The sequence below is a fragment of the Dermatophilaceae bacterium Soc4.6 genome (assembly GCA_039889245.1).
Lineage (GTDB): Bacteria > Actinomycetota > Actinomycetes > Actinomycetales > Dermatophilaceae > Lapillicoccus.
This window is the reverse complement of the sequence record JAZGVH010000002.1, coordinates 4551251-4571791: the sequence shown is the minus strand read 5'-3', so window position 1 is coordinate 4571791 and position 20541 is coordinate 4551251. Positions and strand designations below refer to the sequence as shown.

Here is a 20541-nt window from a genome sequence, read left to right as displayed (position 1 = left end):
GCAGATGAGTCAGCTGGACGACATACAACGGCTGAAGGCGATCCTAGGCGCCTGGTCGCAGCGCAGCGACGCGACGGGGGACTCCCCTCCGTCCCCTGCCGAGCTCGAGGCCGTGGCCGAGGCGATGGCAGTGGCCCCGGGTGGCTCACCGGAACTCGAGCGCTGGCGCCCGGTGCTCGAGTTCTACGTCACACAGGTCAAGCTGGGGGTCACCGACATCCCCGAGCGCCTCCCGCCGCGGGTGCTTCTGCGGGTGTCCCCCCTGATGGCGGATGGCAGCGTCCGGCAGCCCCCGGTGGCCGAGTCGTCAGGCGGTCGGCCCGCCAGCACCCCGGCCGATCCGGCCCCGCTGCTCGACCGGCTCAAGCAGTGGCAGGACGCGAAGGCGGCGGCCGGCTACGGCGACATCGGACGCCTCCCAGACCGAGCGCTCATCGACATGAAGGGCGCCCTCGAGCGCAGCCGCGGCGTCGACAACGCCAAGCTGAGCCGCAAGCTGCCAGAGGTCGTATACCCGTTCCTCGCTGAGCTGCGCGCCTTGGCCGGTGTCGGCGCGTCCGCGGAGCCGCCCGCCGCCCCTGCGGACGCTCTCACCGCCGACGGGTTCCTTGCGACGTCGGCGGCGGACGTCGCAAGTAACCCAACCGACGGGAGCGCTGCCGGGCAGAGCCCGACCGAGCCGGATCCATCCGAGGCGAGCCGGCCCCAGCCTGGCCAGCCCGCGCCCGCCCAGCCGACCGTCTCCACCCGCGACCTCGCGTTCGCTGCCTACCTCGGTGACGTGCCGGTGGCCCCAAGCATCCCGGTGGCCTTCGACATGGGCGAGGGAGTCGTCCGGTCGAGCTGGTCACCCTTGAGCCCGGCGTCTGGGGTGGTGATCTACCGGGTTGTCTGTCGCGACGACTACCCGCCCTTCACCCCGGAGAACGCGCGTCTAGTGGATGTGACCACAGACCCGACCGCGGTCGACGTCGAGCCCCAGGAGTCGATCCTGCGCCATCTCCAGGTCTGGGTGAACGAGGGGCCGGACGCGCAGTCCGCGGCGTCTTCCCAGCCCCGGCTTCATGCCGCGGGTGTCGTGGTGCAGCCCCTTACCGGTTACTCCGTGAACGAGGACGGCAACCGAGTGATCGGGCACTGGTCGGCTCCTGCAGGGGCCGCTCGGGTGCGGGTGTACCGCATCCCCGCGCGCCTGAGACCCACGGTGACTGTCGCGACGCTGGCGCGGTACCTGATCGGTGCCCAGACCGACCACCTCGGCGGCTTCGTCGATGACGATGCCGCCCCGGGCGAGTCATACGTCTACCGGCTGCAGGTGGTGGCCGAGGCCGACGGCCAGGAGCACGTCGGGCCTGCCCACGACGTGGTAGTGACGCCCCGAGCGGTGCTCACCCCCGTCGAGGACCTGGTGGTCCTCGACTCGGCGGATGGCCGGATCGACCTGGCATGGACCGCGCCGCCCGTTGGTGAGGTCAAGATCTACCGAAGCCCCAAGGGCCCGGCGGCCGGCTCGGAGCACCGCGTGCTGAAGGCGGAGGCGCTGGGCGGTGTCGGTCTGCAGAGCGACATGGAGGTCCGCCACCCCGCAGACGCGGCGCACGGCTCCCGCCGGGTCCGGTGGACGGGGGTCGCCTGGCCCTTGGATCTGGCGCGCATGGTGCTGACGCCGGTGACCGCGCTCGGCGACGAGCGGATGATCGGCACGAGTCGCAGTGCTGTCCGCGTCCCCGCGGTCACTGACCTCAGGCTCATCGAACGGGTGACCGACCAGACCGTGACCTTCCCCTGGCCGACCGGAGCCACTGCGGTCTTCCTCTACCGGGGCAGCCACGGCGGCGACCCGGTCCAGACCGCCCAAAGTAAGCCGATCGAGGAGGTCACGATCGAGCGCTACCGGCGGTTAGGTGGGGTCCACCTCGCCCTGCGACCGGAGGACGACTGCAGGATCGTCGCGACTGCCGTGAGCTTCGACAACGGCCAGCGCCAGGTCAGCAGTCCCACCTGGGTGGACCGCCTGAGCCTGGTGATCATCCGCTACAGCTGCTCGATCAAGAAGCGGTTGATGATGAAGCCCAGCCACGCCCTGGTGAAGGTCTGGTCCGAGGTGCCCGTGCAGGGTGCGCCAGCTTTCTTGTGCATCCACAACCCGGTGCGGATGCCGCTGCATGCTGGCGACGGGCAGGCCCTGCCGGTCCGGCTGCACGCCAGCCAAGACACCCCTGCCAGCACGACCTTCAAGCCGGCGGGCCTCGTCGGAGAGGCCGCGACGCTGGAGTGGCGGGTCGACCTCGGGCCCCTCGGGGGGGGGCCTCTCGGGTGCCTGAGGGTCTTCCCGCAGTTCGACCCGCATCACGAGGTCACCCGCCTCGCGCGCGTAGTGGTGCTCGACCCCCCGGTCGAACAACTGCGACTGGGGAACTGGTGATGCAGGGTCCCAGCGGTGGGGCTGTCGCCGCCGGGCAGCCGACGGTCGAGGGTGGGCGCGACGTCGCCCCGATTGCTCAGCTGGGCTACAGCTCGAGCCTGCGAGGCTACGGTGTTACGACCTCCACGGGAGATCTGTCCGAGCAGGAGCGCACCGCCGTCCTGTCGGCGGTGGTGGCTCAAGTGGACTTTGGGGTTGCCCTGCCGGACTTCCCCACCCCAGCGGAGGTGGCGGCGATCCCCGCCCGGCTGGTGTTCGCCGCCCTGCCTCAACCCGACGACGGCCGAGGGCCGAGCCGCCCGGTGTGGTGGCACACGGCCCCGGCTGGCCGGGACGAGAGCGGTCGCCCCGGCAACGTCTTCGTGCACATCGTGGTTGGGCCGCCGCTGACCGGGTCGATGCGCCCCGTCCAGCTCTGGGGGGCACGGTGGTGGGCCCGTCCGTTCGGCGCCGACGCGGTCGCCGCGACAACCCTGCCTCTCGGCCCCCTGCCGGTGGGGCCGACCAACCGCAAAGGAGCCGTCCAATTCCTCCTCGACCCTTCGGCGTGGCGCCTCGACGTCATCGGGGTCGTCCTCGACGCGGTCGTGACGGCTCAACGCAACCGCGACCGGGCCACCGTCGTCCTCGGTGTTGCTGACACCCATGACGCGGCACAGTGGGTGGCCGCCCTGTCGTTCCTGCTGCCACCCACCACCGCCGCCCACTGGTGCTGGTCGTTGCGGGAGCGGGCATCGGAGGTGCCCCGCGCCAGGAGCCGCCAGCTCGACCTCGTCTGCGTCCCTCTTGTCGAGCTCGACCTGGTGGATCGGACCCCCCAGCTCGTCGTGCTGACCACCGACGAGGACGACTACACCCTCGGGACAGCCCCCGTCGACCACGTCGGTCCGGGCGGCCAGCAGATCCCCTCCACCCCCTTCAGTGAGCTGACCTCGGTGTTGCTCTCGCTGGGTGGGGACGTCGACGGGGTGTTGGCGCTCGCCGACAAGATCGCGGCCTCGGTAGGCCGGGTGCCCGCCCCCTGGTGGCCGCTGGCCGCCGCGATGGCCCAATACGGCGAGACCTATGCCGTGGTCGCGCCCACCCTGCTGAAGGTCCTGTCGACGTCGCCACCGGAGTTCGTCGCTGACCAAGCTCGCTGGGCTCCGGTAGTTGCTCTCCTCGAAAGATCGACGCGCCGGCCCGCAGCCGATCTGTGGCCAATGGTGGAGACCACCGGCGGTGCCTTCGCCGAGCTGATGTGGAAGCGCTACATCCTGGCCGCACTCGACGACGATGAGTGGCTTCGCCGACCGCAGGGGTCCCCTTCGGGGGCGCACATCCGGCAGCTGTCGTCGCACGTCGAGCTCGACGCCTTGGTCACCCACCGCGTGGGGCTCATCCGGCGCGACAAGGGTGAGGACGAGTTGGTCCGGGCCCTGCGGCTGCTCGACTTCGCGATGACGGAGGGCTGGTCCGGTCGGCTCAGCGACCTGCCCGACGACGTCGAGATCCTGGTCGAAACGCAGCTGGCCGACATTACGCACCGGCCCGACCTGCGAGCCCGCCTCAGCGGCCTCTCCGCCACCCTCATGCGCGACCTCGTACGGCGGGTCGTCGGCAACGTCGTGGGCCGCCAGCCCGATGCCTCGTCGCTCGACCCGGAGGTGCTCGCGTGGTTCTACCCAGATCGTGCGTTGCCCGACGATCGGACCTGGACGGTGCTCGACGCCAGGTACGCACGCCACCTTCTGAGCGAGGGGTCGTCGACAGACCGACGGCAGGTGCAGTCGGCGGCCCTGGGGGCGATGGCGCGCACGCCGCTCATGGATGCCGATGTGCCGGTCGTGACCCTGACTCGACTGGCCTTCTGGGACGGGCCGGCTACGTGGCGGACCCTCGCTGCCCTGCCGGCTACCGTCCTCGGCGCCCTGGACGAGCGGGTGGTCGTCTCTGCCCTCACGGCTGTGGATGCGGCCGCGGACCTCATGACCGTGGAGATGGCCGACTTCCTCGAGATGGTCGTCGCCCTCGCCTACAACAGCTCCTTCAGTACCCGGGTGGGCCTGCATTCGGCCCACAAAGATAACCGGATGAGGGCCGCGACCTGCCTGCGGGTCATCGGCCTGAAGCGCTGGGGTGGGGGAACCATGGCGTCGGGTGCTGTGCGGCTCTTGGACACAGCGTACGAGCTAACTCTCGACGGTTACGCCTTCAGCGATCTCATCGTCGGTGAGATCCGTGCGGCGGACACCGTGGCCGCCTGGACCGCCGCACCGCTCCCCCGGGCGGTTGCGACTGCTGGTGCCTTCACCGCCGAGCCGCGAGGGTTGGAGCGCACCTTCGACCGTATGGTCGAGTACATGGTCGAGGCCCAGAGGCTTGTCCGCTTCGACCCCAGCGTGTTGGCCTGCGCGATCGTCACCGCGACGGCGCTCACAACGGGCCCCCGGGCGGGACTCGCGACCCCAGCGGATGTCGCCCTGGAGCGGGCCTTCGGAGCTGACCCATTGGCTGGGCAACTGGCCCATGAGCTCGCGAGGTGGTGGGCGCGCACCCACAAGGAGGACCGGGTGCAGGTGAGGTTGGCCCTGGTGCGCCGGATGGCCATGTCATTGCCGCTGGCCGACAAGGACCAGTTGGACGCTTTGGCCAAGGATGTCGTGGAATGCGTCCGGCAGCTCGCCGGCGAGAAGAAGGGACTCTGGTGACGACGTATGAGCTGACCCGCGACCAAGGGTCGGTGACGCTGTCGAGCGACCGAATCATGGTGCACCTCGATTTGCCGACCACCGGGTGGCACCTCGAGGTGAGGACGGTGCCGTCCTCGGCCGCCTTCCCCGCCCCGCGCCTTCTGGGCGGCCAGTGGCTCCTGCAGAACCCCGCGGCATACGCCATCGACCGCGCCTCGCTGCACGTCGTCAGCGACGGCGTCCCGTTCGCTGCCGGCGTGGAGTGTCGGCCGACGCTGGACGTCGGGGCCACCGGAGCGGGTCCGGCCGTCCGGTTGCCCGCGGTCGACCTCTCGGGCATCCGCTCGGCGATCTTGGTCACCCTCGCCGTCGATGGCGGCGGACCTCACCCCCAGCTCACCGTCGCGCTCCCCGAGGGGCAGGTGGCTCCTACGGACCCCTCGCTGTCGGCCGCCGCCCGGCATGCACTCGCGGAGGTGAGGTCCCGCCTCGACTCCCAGGTCGTCGACGCGTCGGAAAACCTCAACCTGACCGTCTGCGTCGATGCCTCTGCCTCAATGCTGCCGGTGGCCCAAGGGGGAGATCTCGAGGCCCTGGTGAACGCGCTGCACGGGATGTCGCACGTGCTCTCGTGGGGCAAGTCGTTCCGGGTGGGCCTCGTCGATCTCGACGTCACCTGGCTGGGCAGCGGCGCGCCGGGTAGCAGCCCCGGGGCGGCAGTGGCGCAGGAACTTTTGGCCCGGCCCGCCTTTATCGGGGGCCGTCTGGGCCACGAGCAGCTGGTCGCCAACTCCGTCGTCGACAACACGATGACCTACGTGGTGACGGACTCCGTGCCGGCTGATGCCGAGCAGATCGCCCGGTCCGGTGAGGTCGAGGGTGAGGCCCGGCACCTCGTGCTCATGAGCGCCGGTCACGACGATGAGGCCCTGACCGCCGCACTCGGCATGCCGGTTAGTGTCTGGCGGCCGGGTCTCGGGCCTGACGACGCCGACTATCGGAAGACCATCTATGGCCTGCTGCGATCGTGCTTCGATCCGCGGTCCGACTACGCGAAGAGGCTCCTGACATGACGGCGTGCCCATGCTGCTTCCAGGAGCAGAACGACACCTACCGCCGCTGGCAGTGCGACACCCCGAGCTGTCAGAAGCCCGACGAGGTCGCCCAGGCCTGGCTGGGGCCGAAGGCGACGGTGGGTGGCTCCGTCGACTGGGTGCGGGACCCGGCCGTGAAGGCCGCAGCACCCGAGCGCACAGGGTGCCCGACGTGCGGGAGGTCCGCCGGGCCCGCCTGCCCCTACTGCCATTTCCTGTTCCCTCCTTCGTGGCTCGGGTCCACTACCGTCACCGTCGCCATGGCCGGCGCTCGTAACACCGGCAAAAGCGTCTACGTAGGGGTTCTCATCCGCTTCCTGACCGATCTGGTCGGTCGGCACGGCTCGTCGTTCAGCTGGGCGCACCCACTCTCGGCCCGTAATTACCGAGAGACCTACGAGAAGGCGCTCTTCGCCGTCACCGACGCCTTGGGCGAGCCGGTGGAGCCGACGATCATGGGCGCCACTCCGCGAGCGAGCACCGAGTCTTACCAACGCTTTCCGCTCATCATGAACCTCGGGACCCTCGCCCGGCAGCGCACCCACCTGATCCTGCGCGACGTGGCCGGCGAGGACCTGGAAAAGTTCGCTGGCGGCACCCCGGAAGACGCGAACCTGACGTTCTTCGCCTCCGCCGACCTCGTGGTCTATCTTTTCGACCCCCTCACCGTGCCCTATGTCGCGGGGGCCCTGGAGGGGTTGATCCCCCGCCAGATGCAACAGGGCGTGGCCGATCCCGCGCAGGTCCTCGGCACCGTGCTGAGCCTGGTTCAGGCCGGTCGTCCGCGGCTGGCCGTCGTCATGTCGAAGTTCGACGCCGTGCAACAACTGCGGCGCGTGCCCGACACCACCCTCGGCCGAATTATGATCCCGCCCGGGTCGGCCATGGTGCGCAGCCCCGCGCTCACCGGCTCCTACGATGAGCAGGACGCGCAGCTGCTGCACGAGGAGATCCGCGGGCTGTTGCACGAGGTGGAGGCCGACCAGCTCGTCCGGCTGGCGGCGCACTACCGCCACCGCTTCATAGGCCTCTCGTCGCTTGGGGACTTTCCCTTGGGTGAGCGTCTCTCTCCCTACGGCATCTCGCCCTACCGGGTCCTCGACCCACTGCTGTGGATCCTCGCCGAGAAGCGTCTAATCCCGACCGTCTGACCCCTCCAAACACCATACGCACCGCACCTCTCACGCAAAGGACCACAAACCATGGCCATCTCCCTCGCCAAGGGCGCCTCGATGTCCCTCACCAAGGCCGCCGGACCCGTTCCTCTCGACGTGGTGCAGGTGCGCCTTGGGTGGGCGCCGGCCGACGGCGACCAGGACTTCGACCTAGACGCGTCGATGTTGCTGCTCGACCCGCTGGGACGGGTGGGTAACCCCGACGACTTCGTCTTCTATAACAACCTCAGCCACGACTCCGGGTCGGTGGTCCACGCCGGTGACAACCTCGTGGGTGGCGGCGCAGACGACGAGGTCATCGTCGTGACCCTCAACCACGTGCCGACTCGGGTCGACCGGGCGCTCGTGCTCGTGACCATCCACGAGGCGGCCACGAGGGGGCAGCACTTCGGTCAGGTCGACGACGCATACATCCGGGTGGTCAACATGGCGAACGAGCAGGAGCTGGCGCGTTTCGACCTCACCCAGGGAGCGGCAGGAGAGGACTGCCTTGCCTTCGGCGAACTCTACCGTGACGGGGAGGAGTGGGGGTTCGCGGCTGTCGGTGAATACCACAGGGGTGGGCTCGCCGCTGCCCTTGCTAGTTACGGCCTCGCCGCCAGCTGAGCCTTCATTTACCACCGACAGGGACTTCTGGGGCTGTCAATGCCGTCTTCTCACGGGAAAAGTCCCTCGTACGTGAACGGTTGGACTGGAGTGCACGTCGACCAGCGAGCCGCGGTGGGCAGCGCGTCACGGTCCGGGTCAAGGACCTGCTGATGTATGGGCGCTGGTACGCCGCCGCGGCCAGCGTCGTCGTCGAGCTTGAACCGGGTGGGTCCCGCGAGGTGCTCGCCGGAGCCTGAGACCCGCTCATCACACCTACTCGCGGCAGCCGGACGCATTCCTGTCCGACCTGTCGCTGAACCGGAACCCGGCCAGTCGTCGTACCCCCCCGCTGCAGGTCCGGGTCAACGGCGCCGGGTTCCTCATGTCGGGCCCGCCAGCTCGACCCGGGCCCTGTACTCCTGCACGCCGCGATCGCGCTCGACGGCGGGCCCACCCCGGCCGGGACGCGGGTGCTCGAGGCGCTCGCCGTGGCGAACCCCGACCGGCCTGCAAGGCATCGCGGCGGTCCGGGCCGCAGCCGTGTCGCGGGTGCCGGGCCACCACCCCGGCGTTGGTGCTCGCCCGGGCGGCCCACCTTGTGCCCATCTGGCGTTCCCGCCACCAAGGCCAGGATCAGCGCGAGCACGACCAGCGTCGGCCCCCGACGTGAGGGTGCTTCGGCTGGAGTCAGGTGGGTCGCAGCCCTCGGCTTCGACGTCATTGCGGCCGCCCCCTTGGCGGCAACGGTCTCATCGGCCCGGACAGGGGCCTTGCCAACGCCCGGGCAGCGCAGCCGTTTGCTGTCGGGATGCTGGGGAACGTCGCGCTGGCCGTTATCGCCCAGCTCGGCGTACACCTCGCGGCTGGAGACCGGGCACCGATGAATGGCCCTGACGGGAAGGTACACGGGTCAACCCCTCCCCCACTGGGAAAGGATCCCAAGGCCACGACCGGGCGGGTCTCACGACCGCCCTGAGGAAATCTGAATGGCCATCGACAAACCGGCCGATTTGTCGCCAAGTGCGCGGGGTCGCCGGTAGCCGATCTCGCCCCTGCGGTGGCGTGTTGCGGCTGGTCTCCAGCACGAGACGCACCGCTCGAGCTTTCAGCTCGACATCGATCAACTTGGGCATGTGCTCACCCTCCGGACTTAAACAGGAGCGGCATCAGACCTGGGGCGATTCATGGTGCGCCGGTTCTGGGATGGCCCGTTTCATGCGCCCATCGCCGACCCCTGTCATGGTCTCTCCGGCTCAGTCGCCACACGAAGCCTAGAAGACGCACGGCGAGCCGCACCCGCGATGGCGGGCGGCGCCGGGGCGCTGAACCCCTGACGGCGTCACCACTAATGAGCTGGAGAAGATCCACGCGACGGGGTCCCACGACGGCCCGTACAAGACCCTGGCCGACGTCGAGTACGCCACCGTCGGCTGGGTAGCCTGGTACAACGAACGCCGACTGCACACTCGATGGGTTAAGCTCCCCAGGTCGAGTACGAGACCGCCCACTACGCTGCCCTCAACCCCTAGGCACTGACCCGACGTCGAAGCCCTTGGCCCAGATCTGGGAGATGGGCAAACTGCCTAATCAGCCGCTGAAGGGTTCACGCGGGGGCCGCAGTCTGCCGGAGCTGGATCACCTTGGGTGGTCGGCGCCCAAGGTGTTAGCCGTGCACCCGTGGCCAAGAACCTCAGTATTCGATCGTGCTCGTCTTGGATCGCGGTCTTCAGTTTCGATTCAACCTCGCGCTCTTGTCCGGCCACGCACGGCATGCGGTAGCCGATCGTCCATCGCACCCCCGGAGCCTGCCGAACGAAGTCGTGCAATGTTTGGGGTCTGTTCGGGCTCGAGCGCCATTCCAGGGTGATGTGTCGCTCGTGGTCCACGGACGTCACTTCCAACACCGCGGCGACCACGAGGTCGTCGGTGGGCTGGATGACGCAGAGGCGCGACCCGAAGGCGGGGTACGCCGGTGCGTCAGGAACGGAAAGGACGGCCGAAACCTCATGCTCACCCAACATGAAGCTGTGCGGATTCGTCACCAACTGCCACACTTCCTCCAACGGGTAAGGCAGGTAAGCGCTGACGGCTACCTCCACCCGCCCCAGGCGGCCTTGTCGCCTGTCCCACCGAGCTTCCAACCGTCGCATCGAACTCACATCGACATTTTGTCGTATTTGAGTAGTGATCGCTACCAGTGCGGGTCTGTCCGATTAACGGTGTAACTGGCGTTCATGGTTAGAGGCTCTCGGCTGCTGGCAGGCGGTCGGCGAAGGTGACGGCAAAGGCGTTCAGGGCCGGCTTCCACCGCATGCCCCATCGTGCCTGCCCGGTGCCCTTGGGGTCGAGGGACCGGGTGACGTGTGTGAGCAGGTACAGCGTCTTCAGCGCCGCCTGCTCGGTCGGGAAGTGGCCCTTGGTCGTCACGGCCCGCCGGTAGCGGGCGTTGAGCGACTCGATCGCGTTCGTCGAGCACAGCACCTTGCGGATCTCGACGTCGTAGTCGAGGAACGGCGTGAACTCTTCCCACGCGGCTCGCCACAGCTTCGGGATCGCGGGGTAGGGCTTGCCCCACTTCTCCTCGAAGTAGTCCAACGCCTCCGCGGCGGCAGCAGCGGTGGGCGCGGTGTAGATCGGCTTGAGGTCGATCGCGAGCTGCGGCCAGTACCGCTTCGAGGCGTACCGGAACGTGCCCCGGATGAGGTGGATGATGCAGGCTTGGACCGTGGCCTGCGGGAACACCGCGTTCACGGAGTCGGGCAGCCCCTTCAGCCCGTCACAGACAACGAAGAAGACGTCCCGCACCCCGCGGTTCTTCAGGTCGGCCAGGACGCTCATCCAGAACTTCGCGGACTCCCCACCGCCGTGCCCGGCCCACAGCCCGAGGACGTCCCTCTTTCCGTCGAGATCGACGCCGATCGCGGCGTAGAACGGCTGGTTGCCGACCTGACCGTCCCGGACTTTGACATAGATCGCGTCGATGAACACCGCGGCGTACACGGGCAGCAGGGGCCGTGAGCACCACGACTGCATGTCCTCGAGCACGCGGTCGGTGATCCGCGAGACGGTGTCCTTCGAGACCGATGCCCCGTAGACCTCGGCGAAGTGGGCGCTGATCTCACCGGTGGTCAATCCCTTGGCGTACAACGACAGGACGACCTTGTCGACGTCGGTCAGGCGGCGTTGCCGCTTGGCGACGATCACCGGTTCGAACGTGCCCTCGCGGTCGCGGGGCACGTCGATCTCAACCTCCCCGGCGGCGTCGGTCAGGACCGTCTTGGAGCGTTTCCCGTTCCGGGAGTTGCCGTGGTTACGGCCATCGACAGCGTGCTTGTCGTAGCCGAGGTGCTCGTTCATCTCCTCGTCCAGGGCCGTCTCGAGGACGGTCTTCGTCAGGGCCTTGAGCAGCCCGCCCGGGCCGGTCAAGGCGACGCCGCGATTGCGGGCGGCGTTGACCAGCTCGCGGGCCGCGGCCAGTTCCTGCGACGGCGAGGTGCTCTTCCTCGCCGCATCCTTGGGTGGGCTCACGTCCACCAGTGTCTCGGCCGAGCCGCCCATGGTGGGGCCCTCGCTCGTGTTCATCATCTCGGTCATCATCAGACCCTTCTCGCTGACTCCGTCAGCGCGCTGGGCCAGTTACACCGTTCGTCGGACAGTCCCACCGGTGCCCCCCACGACGACGCGCGCTGGCTGACTGGCTGGGGTAAATGCATGGGGAGGGCTTCCGGCGCGACGGTGGGTAGAGGGCCGCGGCGCAAGGCGCCAGTGCCGAAGTTGCCGCGCAGCTGCGCCAGCTGGTGACGGCCAGTGACGAGGACATTCGTGCCGGGCCTGCGCGGACACGGTGGTGTCGTCGAGGGTCACGACCGTCGCGGATGACGAGCCGGTCCCTTAGGTCGATGGCGTGCGACGCAAGGGCCTGCGAGAGGCACTCCACAAACGGGATGCTGTCACCCGGGTGTCCTCGTAGCCGAGGAGGACGGCCTTGTCCGGCCTCCCGCGCAGCAGTGCCGGCACCAGCGACTCGCCCAAGAGGTGCGCGCCATGGGCCGAAGTGCCGTCGGGGAGGTCGACCCTGGCGGTGAGGCCGAGCCAGTCCTCAAGACGACCTTCGACAAGACGTCGATCATGGCCACCATCGAGCAGGGCTTCGGGGCCGCCGCGGTTGCAACCCGCGACGCGTCGGTCTTTGACCTAAGCAGCACGCTCACCGCGGCCGGCGTCTCCCTGCCGTACTCCCCTGCGCTCAGGGCTGGTCACCGCAGCCGCGGTGGCAGCCCGGGGCGCCGCCGGCCTCGACAGGACCAGTCTGATCGGTCCGGGGTCATCCCTCTCGACCTGGAGTACGAGAATGGTTCTCATGAGCGGTTTCGCGGTCGACCTTCCCCGGGTCTCGGGGCGCCACCGGAACCACGCCCTGGCCTCCTCGCGACGGGCGCGGCGATCCGGCTCGTGACGGAGGGAAAGACCTACCAGCAGGTAGCCGACCAGATGGGCTTCAGCAACCGGGGCCCCGTGCATCGTCTGGTGCGAACGGCCCTCGAGAACGAGACCGTCGGCTCGGTCTCCGAGCTGCGCCGGCTCGAGGGTGACCGCCTCGACGCCCTGCTGCGCAGCGTGTGGGATCGGGCGATCGCTGGGGACCTCAACGCCGTCAGGGTAGCCACTGGTGTCGTCATGGCCAGGGTCAAGCTCTTTGGACTCGAAGCTGCGGAGGTCCAGCCGACGGCCGGGCGCACGGTAGTGCTACCGCCGGAGGAGCGTGTCGCCCTGCGGCTCGGCTGAAGTTGCCTACATCGCCGGTCCCGATAGCCACCTCCGGCGTTCGGTGCACCGACGGACCGGGCGTTGTTATCCAGCCGAGTCGACGCCCTGGCCGTTGACGTCCCCCGGCGCGACGTTCCCGCGTGCATGGCTCGAAGTCGCAGTTGAGGCGAGCTCATCATGTTGGGGATCGACGGGATCGACGAGCCGACGTACGGTGGCAGTGTCAATCGGCTCGCCCTCTCAGGCGCGCTCCTCGCTCGCGGCGCTGTAGCCCCAATCCTCCTGTCCTTCTGCGGGTTCTCACCCTGCAGCGCCCGCACGGACGCGCCCTAGGGCCGCGAACGGGTCCGGGCGGCGCCGCACCCGGACCCGGCCTGGCGACCATTGCGTGGGCTCGGAGGGAGTCGCGGTCCTTGCCGAGGTGGCGCCGCGACAACCTCGAGACTCCTCGACGCTGCACCCCCTACTCGGTCTGCGTCACGCCCCCGTACCTTCACCGATGCTAGCGTCCGGTCCGACCCCTATTCCTGCGAGTAGCCCACGACGTCCGCCACCAGATGGGCCGCGCCTGGTGAGGTGTTCTTCAACGCCACCTGGCCGTTCGGACCAACAGGCACCAGGACGAGGTTGGCGACTGTCTGACCGGCGACGAAGTTGAGGTTCGACGACGGGGGGGTACTGGACCCGTCCGGGTACACCGTGATGTACCCCGCCTGTGCGGCCGCGGTAACGGTCACGTTCAGCAGCACGGCAGACACGCCGGTCGCGGGCAGCCCACCTCGGCCCAGGACGGACAGGTGCACGGTGCCGTTCCCGGGAACGGCACCGACGGCGGCACCGGTCCCGAACCGCGTGTCCAACAGTCGCGCCGGGACCAGGGCGGTCGCCGCCCCGGGCGTCGTCGCAGCGCCCGCCATCACCCATCCGGCGACGTCCGCGATCACGTGCGTGGTGCCGGGGGAGCTGTTGAACAGAACCACGCGCCCGTCGGCGCCCACGGGCACGACGACCAGGTTCGCGACCGCGGCTGCCCGGCCGAAGTTGAGGTTCGACGCCTGCGGTCGCGACGCGCCAGACGGGTACACCGTCAGGTAGCCCCCGGCCTGAGCGCCGACGACAGTCACGTTGAGCACCACTGCAGAGGCCCCGTTCGCCGGGACGGGCCCTTGGCCGAGCACGGGCAGGCTGACCCCGGTCGACGGCGCCAACGGGGCCGCGCCCGGGCCTGATCGCGTGTCGAGCAGTCGTGTCGGGCGTACCGGGGTCACCGCCCCTGGCGTGGTGGCGTTTCCGGCGACGACGTACCCGCTGATGTCCGCGACGACGTGCACGGTGCCGGCCCCGCCGTTGGTGATTGCGATCTTCCCGTCGGCACCGACCGCCACCATGGCGAGGTTGGGAACCGTCTGGTGCGCCGAGAAGTTCAGCGTCGACGCGGTGGGCCGTGCCGTGCCGGACGGGTAGGCCACGAGGTAGCCCGAGGTAGTCGAGCTGGTCGCGGTCAGGTTCACCACGACCGCCGACACCCCGCTCGGGGGAAGGCCACCCCGGCCGAGGACCTGCAGGGCCACGGTCCCGCCAGCCGCGAGCGGGCCGGCCGTGGCACCGTTCCCGGTGCGGGTATCGAGCACCCGTGACGGAGTCACACCCACGATCGCGCCGGCGGCCACGGTGACGTTCTTGCAGCCGAGCGAGCTGGTCGCCGGGCCGGCCCCGAGGTTGACGGCGGTCACACACACCTGGTGCGTGCCGGTCGTCAACTGGACCCGGCTGCTGTAGCCGTAGCCCGCGCCGCGGTGGAACACCGCATCGACGTCGGGACGCGGCAACGCGGCCATGTCACTGCGCCCGGGGGCGCCGTCGACCGCCACCTGGACCGTGACTGGCGACATGGAGTTCGGGTCCATGACCCACCCGCTGGCGACCGCGCCACCGGGGACCTCCGTAAGGCCTTCGTAGTTCCCGAACGGGCCACAGGCCAGGTGGTCGCAGTTGTCGATGGCCCAGTCGTCGACGACCACGACGGGTTGGCCACCGCCGTACGGGGCCCAGGAGTTGACGTAGTAGGCGTGGCCGCCGGACACGACCCGGAAGACACGTCCCGTCGTTGCTCCGGAAAGGAACACATCGTTGGGTACGGACCGCAGGTGGACGTAGTTGCCGAACTCCCACGGGTCGAGCGAGGTCGTGGCGACCGAGGCGCCTGCCCCGAACGGGCCGTACGTCGAGACGTACAGCGGGGCTCCTCCCGCGATCCGGTATACCCGCCCGTCCGCGGTGTTCGAAACGAAGGTCCCGTCCGCAGGCAGTGCGCGCAGATGCGACCAGGGCCCACCGCCCCCGGCATTGTCCACGGAGGCCTGGTCGATGGTGACGTACGGCTGGACCCCTCCGAAGCTCGACCAGGTCGAGACCGCTTCGGGGGCGCCTCCGGCGGCCCGGTAGACACCGCCAGCCGTGGTGTTGAGGAAGGTCCCGTCGCGGGGGTAGGCGGGCATCGCGTTGAGCTGGGCCTGCGAAATGTGCGTGACCGGCTGGGAACCACCGAACCCGTTCCACGAGGAGACGTACACCGGTGCACCGCCCGCCATTCGGTACACCTCCCCCGTCTCGTTCACCAAAACGAACGCACCGTCGCCGACCCCCTGCCCGGGCGGGCTGACGTTGATGTACAGGTAGGCGTCGGCGCGCTTGTTGTACGTGATGCTGTAGGTGCCGGTCCCGCCATAGTTGTACTGCTCGACGTTCGCGCTCCCGTCACCGTTCACGCTCGCCACGACGGCGACGTGGCCGAACCCGGCCCCCACCTCGGTTCCCCACCAGGCCACGGCCCCCACGACCGGAACCGTCCCCACCCCGTACCCGCTGTTGATGGCGCCCTGTCTCCACCCGCGGGCATTCCCGTCTGCGCCGGGGAAGGCCAAGGACCCCCATGTGATCCCCAACCGCCACGCCACGAAGTCCGTGCAGTTGCGGTAAGCGAAGAGCCGCGGCGACATGTCAGTTCCGCCCTTACACCAGGAGTAGAGGCCGCCGCACGCCACGGCGTCCTTATCGGGGTAGTCGTCGACGCCGATGGTGCCGCTGAGCGGTCGGACCGCGGATAGCACCGAGGTCGAGACACCGCCCGACACCGCGAGCGGAGCAGGTGCCTTCGGCCGGGCAGCGGATGCGCTGGTGGTGGTTGTCGCGGTGCGCGTCGTCGGGGCAGCGTGCGCCGTCCCGGCCAGACCTGGCGACGCGCCCAGGCCCGCAGTGGCAATCAGAGCGACGACGGCGACAAATCCGCGTGTCAGAAACGAGCTCAACGGTTCCCCCACATTTCACGCCGGCGAGCGGCCGGGTGGCGCCCACCCTAGGGCTGCGTCGCTCACAAGTGGAACGTTTCGCGTGACGCTGCTCGGAAACCGTATCCGTGTAACGGACAAGTCTACCCAACACGGCACTGGCAAGTCCGTGGGCGTACTCGCGCAAACGAGCCGTCCGCGACAGCGCGACCGTAGCTGCTGGCGAGGTTGCTGCGGCTCATCAAGGTGTTGGGTTCTCCGATCCCAGGACATCTCGATCTGGGCTGGCCGTTGCCTGAACTGCGGTGCGTGCCGAGCCCGCAGCGACGCGTGCGCGATGCCGATCTCGTCGAGCACGCGCACGGAGTCGGCCTTGCTCGTGGGCTCGATGATCCGGGCCAGCACCAGCTGCTGGCAGGCCCCGTCGTCGACGACGTCGAACCCGAGCCGCTGGTAAACCGTCGTCAGGACCTGCCGCAGTAGCGCTGACCGCTTCGCGGTGATGACCCCTGGCCGCCGGTCCGCGGGGTGCTCGGGCAGGGGCAGGTCCAAGACGTCCTGCCCGGGGCGCAGCCGGCGCTCGGCTTCAGCTATAAGTGCGGCCAGCTCAACGCCTGGCACAACCTGCGGGCCGCTGCGACCGCCCCCACCTTGAGCACGGCGCCCCGACGGCACCGAGGAAGCACCCCACGTGGAAGATCCGGACAGACCGGCGAGTCCTCCACGCCCTCACGCCGTCACGCCTACATGCCCTACGTCGGCCCTACATCACCCGGTAACAAGGCCCGGACGGTCCCGCCAAAACAGGCCTGGTGGATTCAGGCTGAACTTGACTAAATTCCGATGCGCTGGCACACGGTGCGAAATGGCCGGATATGATTTAGAACAACCTATAGGAGTCTTGAGAGATGCTGAAGCCGGATCCCGTTGATTTATCGATACAGGTCACTCCATCGGGCGCGATTTGACATCTGGCGAACCCTAGGTCGACAACGGTTCCGTACTGCGCCTGCTTGTAGTGCGGCGTCCCCGGCCGAGGGAAGATGGTAAAGACGTCGCCTTGACAGGGGGTCACGGAAGCTTTGCTCCCTGAACCAATCTCGGCCATATTGCCTGGTTCCCCAACTAAACACGGACCATCCGGAGCCGACCACGTTGACTCTATGACCCGGCAAACCACGAGGTCCCCCGGCAAGGAATGAGTATCGGGGTAAGCGGCCATAATGGCGCGGTTCCTGTTCATGCACTCAATATTCCCGGATGGTGATACAAACGCGTATGACTCACTGGTCTTGGGAGTCGTGGTCCCCGTCGTAGTGTGAGACGGGGACGCGGGGGCACCTGGCTTCTTCTGCTGAACAGCGGGAGCTATTGGGAAACTTATCTCCTGCTTGAGGTAAAAGGTGACCCCATTCCATTGGTAGTTGAACCACAAATGGAGCGACGGTGCCTCGGCGAGGGGTTTGGCGGGGTCGTTTGCGATTCCCTGAACGATCAGTTCGTTCTGGTCGGTTACAGCGTAGGAGAGTTCTCGAAGATCAATGGTCTCCTGTAAGTGGCTGGCCGGCACGATACCTAGCAATCGTGGCCGACCGATGGGTGACGCCCCGTCATAGACGGCGACCCGAATGTTGTGGCCGGCGGAAGTGTCGGTAGGGCAGGTACCCACGAGCATGATTTCAGGCTCGCCATCTCCAGTGACGTCGCGGGTTTGACTCCGATTGAGGACCATTTGATTCCAAGTCTCGCCCGTAGCGGGCGCGCACCCGAGATCTGTACGCCCAACGGACGTCCAGTCGACGCCTTCAAACGGATTGCCAAAGCGTCGAGAGGAAAGGTCCGGAAACCTTCCCGCGTCGCTAGCATTGGAACAGTTGGCTTGGTCATGCCAGCACGAAAGCATTCGCTGAGCAAAAGCGTATTGGCCCAGTGTGTTAGGGTGCATGCTTCCGCTAACTGCTTTGTAATCGGTATATGAGTTTCGGAGTCGAAATCGGTTAACCCACCGCGTTGTCGCGGTGCTCGTTACAGCATCTGGGTCGCCAGGACCGCTGTCGGCACACAGACCATGATCACCGGCGGAGCCCACCTTGGCAGATTCTTCTTCGAAAGCGTCGCTCATGTCAACAAAGTCGACATGAGCGACGTCCGCTGCCTCTCGAAGAGAGGCATCGAGTTCATCCACCAGTGCGTTCACCCCATCCCGATCGGCCTGATTAATTGTAGCTAGGCCAACTCCGATCCCGCACGTTCGCCCACTACGTTGCAGGGGGAACAGGCGCGGGTAGGAAGTAAGTATCACTCGAGATTGGGGGGCCTTTGCGGTGATGTCCCGAAGGAGGCTATCTAGTCCGAATGTACCAGGACGCAAGTTTGCAGTGATTTGCTTTCTTGCATCGGCGGATTTCCACGCGCAGAGGTCGGACAATTTGGGGAGGCCATGGATGAACGTCCTTAGCGCCGGACTGAGTATTGGCTCTGCGTCGGCTCCGGCATTGCGTGCGATGCAATACATCACGACTGTAGCGAAGTCGACGTTGTTTCCTCCGAACCCGATCGTGACGAGCTTGGTGTCAAGAGGAAAGGGCTGATCCCGCTGGGCGTTGGATGCCCCGTACTGTATAGGCGTGTTATCAAAGGTGTCTCTAAAGTAACTCTCCGTCTTCGCGCCGCTGCACGCTCGGAAATCAAGTGAGAAGCTGAGTGCGGAGGCCATAATCACCGGGTAAGCGTGGGGGCTACGATGACAGCTGTTGTGGCCGAATTCGTTATTGTAGTCTGTTGGAACGTAGAATCCGGAACTCGGAACCCAGCCTCCTCCTGAGACTTTGTACACGTTATTAAGAGGATCGCCCTCACCGGCGGAGTAACTGTCCCCGAAAGAAACCATAGTCCCTGCCGTCCCGGTGGGGAACCCGGGGGCTTGGGCAAGTCCTGGATTGGGGCACTTGGCACTGATGCTGCCTGTCGGGCAGTGCCGGGACTGCCAGTTATCGTTGACTAAGGCGGCGGGGGTCATGGCGTCCGGCAAGACGCCAGCAGCGTAAGCAGCAGCCGGGATAGCCAGTGCAGTGGCAAGAGCCCCAGCCAGCAACAGTCTTGATCGCATGCGTCCAATGGTATAAGGCTGCCTAGCGGCCTGGGTGTCTATGAGCCCCTTGATTTGCCTGGCAGCCCAGAACCTTGAGTTGAGCCCTCAACACGAGGGTCGGGACGACGACGTGGCCGTGCCGAAGCTGCGGAAGGGCTCGTACTTCCCAGACTGACTCCTGCAACGTCCGCGCCGCTCCGAGGCCGCGCTGACCTCGGTGGTGGCGACGTGTTACCCGCTCGGGGTCAGCACCCGCCGGATGGACAAGTTGGTCCAGTCCCTCGGGATCACCGGCCTGTCCAAGTCGCAGGTCCTGACTCGTGCCACTTAGGTATTCGGGCGGCTTCCCGAAGACGTCTGTGCTGGTCAGGGGGTTGGACGTCTCTTCGTTGACACACCCCGCCGCTGGGTGAAGTCGGTCCGGTGGTGTTCGTCAAGAAGGTCCCCGGCCGCTCGGGCAGCACGAAGGTGCAGGTCGCGGAGCGGCGGGCCGGGCGTCACGTAGCGCTCGAGCACGTCGGGACCGCCCGGTCCGATGCCGAGCTGGCCGTGCTCATGGCCGAGGCCCGCCGGCGGCTCCGCCCCGGGCAGGACGCACTGGACCTGGCGCTGCCGGAGCGCCCGCGGACGGCCGGCCGGGGGTCATCACCGCGAAGCGCTCAGCGCTACTGCCGCAGTTCCTGACGATGGTTTACGACCGGCTGGGTTTCGACGTCATCCGCGACGCCGCGTTCCAGCAACTGGTGCTCGCCCGATCATCTGGCCTACGAGCGAGGCCGACTCCGTGCGGGTCCTCGACGAGATCGGGATCCACACCTCCACACCCAGCCGGACTTCGTGTCAACCGGTCTCCTCGGCGATCTCGCGCAGGCAGGCCGCCCCGGGCTCCTCACCCGCCTCGACGCCACCACCAACCGGGAACCAGAACTGCCGCTGGCCGTGCTCGCTGCCACGCAGCAGAAGGAGTCGGTCTGACTCGTCGAGCAGCAGCACCTTCACCGCCTGACACACCGGACCCACCCGCGGCGATTCCGGCCGTCGTCTCTGCCATAGCCCCTCCTGTCCCAGTCCGCCCGAGCGTGCGTCCGCTCGCTTATTGACATGAGATCGTGCCGTGCCCTCGACGGGGTCTAAGGGAGGCACACCTGGCGCGGTTAGTGCAGACGCGGAGGACCGTCGCCCGTGCAACCGAAAGTGTCGGCCATGCGCCTGAATTCACCGGTCCGGCTGTAGGACGTGATTACACCGCAATTAGAGCGGGGGGTCCGCCGGGCGACTGGCGGTCGCGGCCTCGACCGGCACACCTGACGTCATGAGCATTCACCCCCGAGTCAGCGGCGACCGTTCGACAACCGGGCCCGGTCGGAGGCCCGCGTGTACGACCCGCCCGCGCCCACCGCCACGAAGGCCGCCGCGACCTCGCGCGCATGGGGAAGCCTTAG

At 67.8% G+C, this 20541-nt stretch carries 12 protein-coding genes and 1 pseudogene; 10 read left to right on the top strand and 3 right to left on the bottom strand.

Going from position 1 to position 20541, the window contains the following annotated elements:
- Nucleotides 1-4 precede the first annotated feature (4 nt).
- The 6 genes from V3N99_21310 to V3N99_21285 all read left to right on the top strand — a co-directional run bounded on the left by V3N99_21310 (nucleotide 5) and on the right by V3N99_21285 (nucleotide 8211).
- Entirely contained in the window at nucleotides 5-2425 is a 2421-nt protein-coding gene (locus V3N99_21310) for a hypothetical protein (protein ID MEO3939261.1), read from the top strand.
- Nucleotides 2425-5115, top strand: coding sequence for a hypothetical protein (locus V3N99_21305; GenBank protein MEO3939260.1), 2691 nt, complete (start codon nucleotides 2425-2427; stop codon nucleotides 5113-5115). The genes V3N99_21310 and V3N99_21305 overlap by 1 nt, the downstream gene beginning before the upstream one ends.
- Nucleotides 5112-6170 carry a hypothetical protein gene (locus V3N99_21300; GenBank protein ID MEO3939259.1) on the top strand — a complete coding sequence of 353 codons (1059 nt, stop codon included), beginning with the start codon at nucleotides 5112-5114 and terminating at the stop codon, nucleotides 6168-6170. The genes V3N99_21305 and V3N99_21300 overlap by 4 nt, the downstream gene beginning before the upstream one ends.
- A complete protein-coding gene (locus V3N99_21295) occupies nucleotides 6167-7342 on the top strand; it encodes a hypothetical protein (protein ID MEO3939258.1) in 1176 nt (391 codons plus the stop codon). Before V3N99_21300 ends, V3N99_21295 begins: the two co-directional genes overlap by 4 nt.
- Nucleotides 7343-7393: 51 nt before the next feature.
- The gene (locus V3N99_21290; protein ID MEO3939257.1) at nucleotides 7394-7972 is read left to right on the top strand and encodes a TerD family protein; all 579 of its coding nucleotides are present in this window, start codon (nucleotides 7394-7396) and stop codon (nucleotides 7970-7972) included.
- Nucleotides 7973-8052: 80 nt separating this feature from the next.
- Nucleotides 8053-8211, top strand: a complete 159-nt coding sequence (locus V3N99_21285; GenBank protein ID MEO3939256.1) for a hypothetical protein — start codon at nucleotides 8053-8055, stop codon at nucleotides 8209-8211.
- A 1981-nt stretch (nucleotides 8212-10192) separates the two neighbouring features.
- Here V3N99_21285 and V3N99_21280 read toward each other — a convergent pair.
- A complete protein-coding gene (locus V3N99_21280) occupies nucleotides 10193-11551 on the bottom strand; it encodes an IS256 family transposase (protein MEO3939255.1) in 1359 nt (452 codons plus the stop codon).
- A 447-nt stretch (nucleotides 11552-11998) separates the two neighbouring features.
- Between V3N99_21280 and V3N99_21275 the strand changes: the two genes are divergently transcribed.
- Nucleotides 11999-12739 carry a hypothetical protein gene (locus V3N99_21275; GenBank protein MEO3939254.1) on the top strand — a complete coding sequence of 247 codons (741 nt, stop codon included), beginning with the start codon at nucleotides 11999-12001 and terminating at the stop codon, nucleotides 12737-12739.
- 503 nt (nucleotides 12740-13242) lie between these two features.
- Here V3N99_21275 and V3N99_21270 read toward each other — a convergent pair.
- A complete protein-coding gene (locus V3N99_21270) occupies nucleotides 13243-15720 on the bottom strand; it encodes a CHAP domain-containing protein (GenBank protein ID MEO3939253.1) in 2478 nt (825 codons plus the stop codon).
- A gap of 516 nt (nucleotides 15721-16236) precedes the next feature.
- On the opposite strand from V3N99_21270, the gene V3N99_21265 reads away from it, so the two are divergent.
- The 3 genes and pseudogenes from V3N99_21265 to V3N99_21255 all read left to right on the top strand — a co-directional run bounded on the left by V3N99_21265 (nucleotide 16237) and on the right by V3N99_21255 (nucleotide 19783).
- Nucleotides 16237-16491, top strand: coding sequence for a hypothetical protein (locus V3N99_21265; GenBank protein MEO3939252.1), 255 nt, complete (start codon nucleotides 16237-16239; stop codon nucleotides 16489-16491).
- A gap of 2735 nt (nucleotides 16492-19226) precedes the next feature.
- Nucleotides 19227-19412 (top strand): annotated as a pseudogene (locus tag V3N99_21260) (transposase).
- Between the two features lie 110 nt (nucleotides 19413-19522).
- Nucleotides 19523-19783 (top strand): hypothetical protein, encoded by a 261-nt coding sequence (locus tag V3N99_21255; protein ID MEO3939251.1) that lies wholly within the window; start codon nucleotides 19523-19525, stop codon nucleotides 19781-19783.
- Between the two features lie 156 nt (nucleotides 19784-19939).
- On the opposite strand, the gene V3N99_21250 is transcribed toward V3N99_21255, so the two are convergent.
- The gene (locus V3N99_21250; protein ID MEO3939250.1) at nucleotides 19940-20110 is read right to left on the bottom strand and encodes an NUDIX domain-containing protein; all 171 of its coding nucleotides are present in this window, start codon (nucleotides 20108-20110) and stop codon (nucleotides 19940-19942) included.
- Nucleotides 20111-20541: the final 431 nt, after the last annotated feature.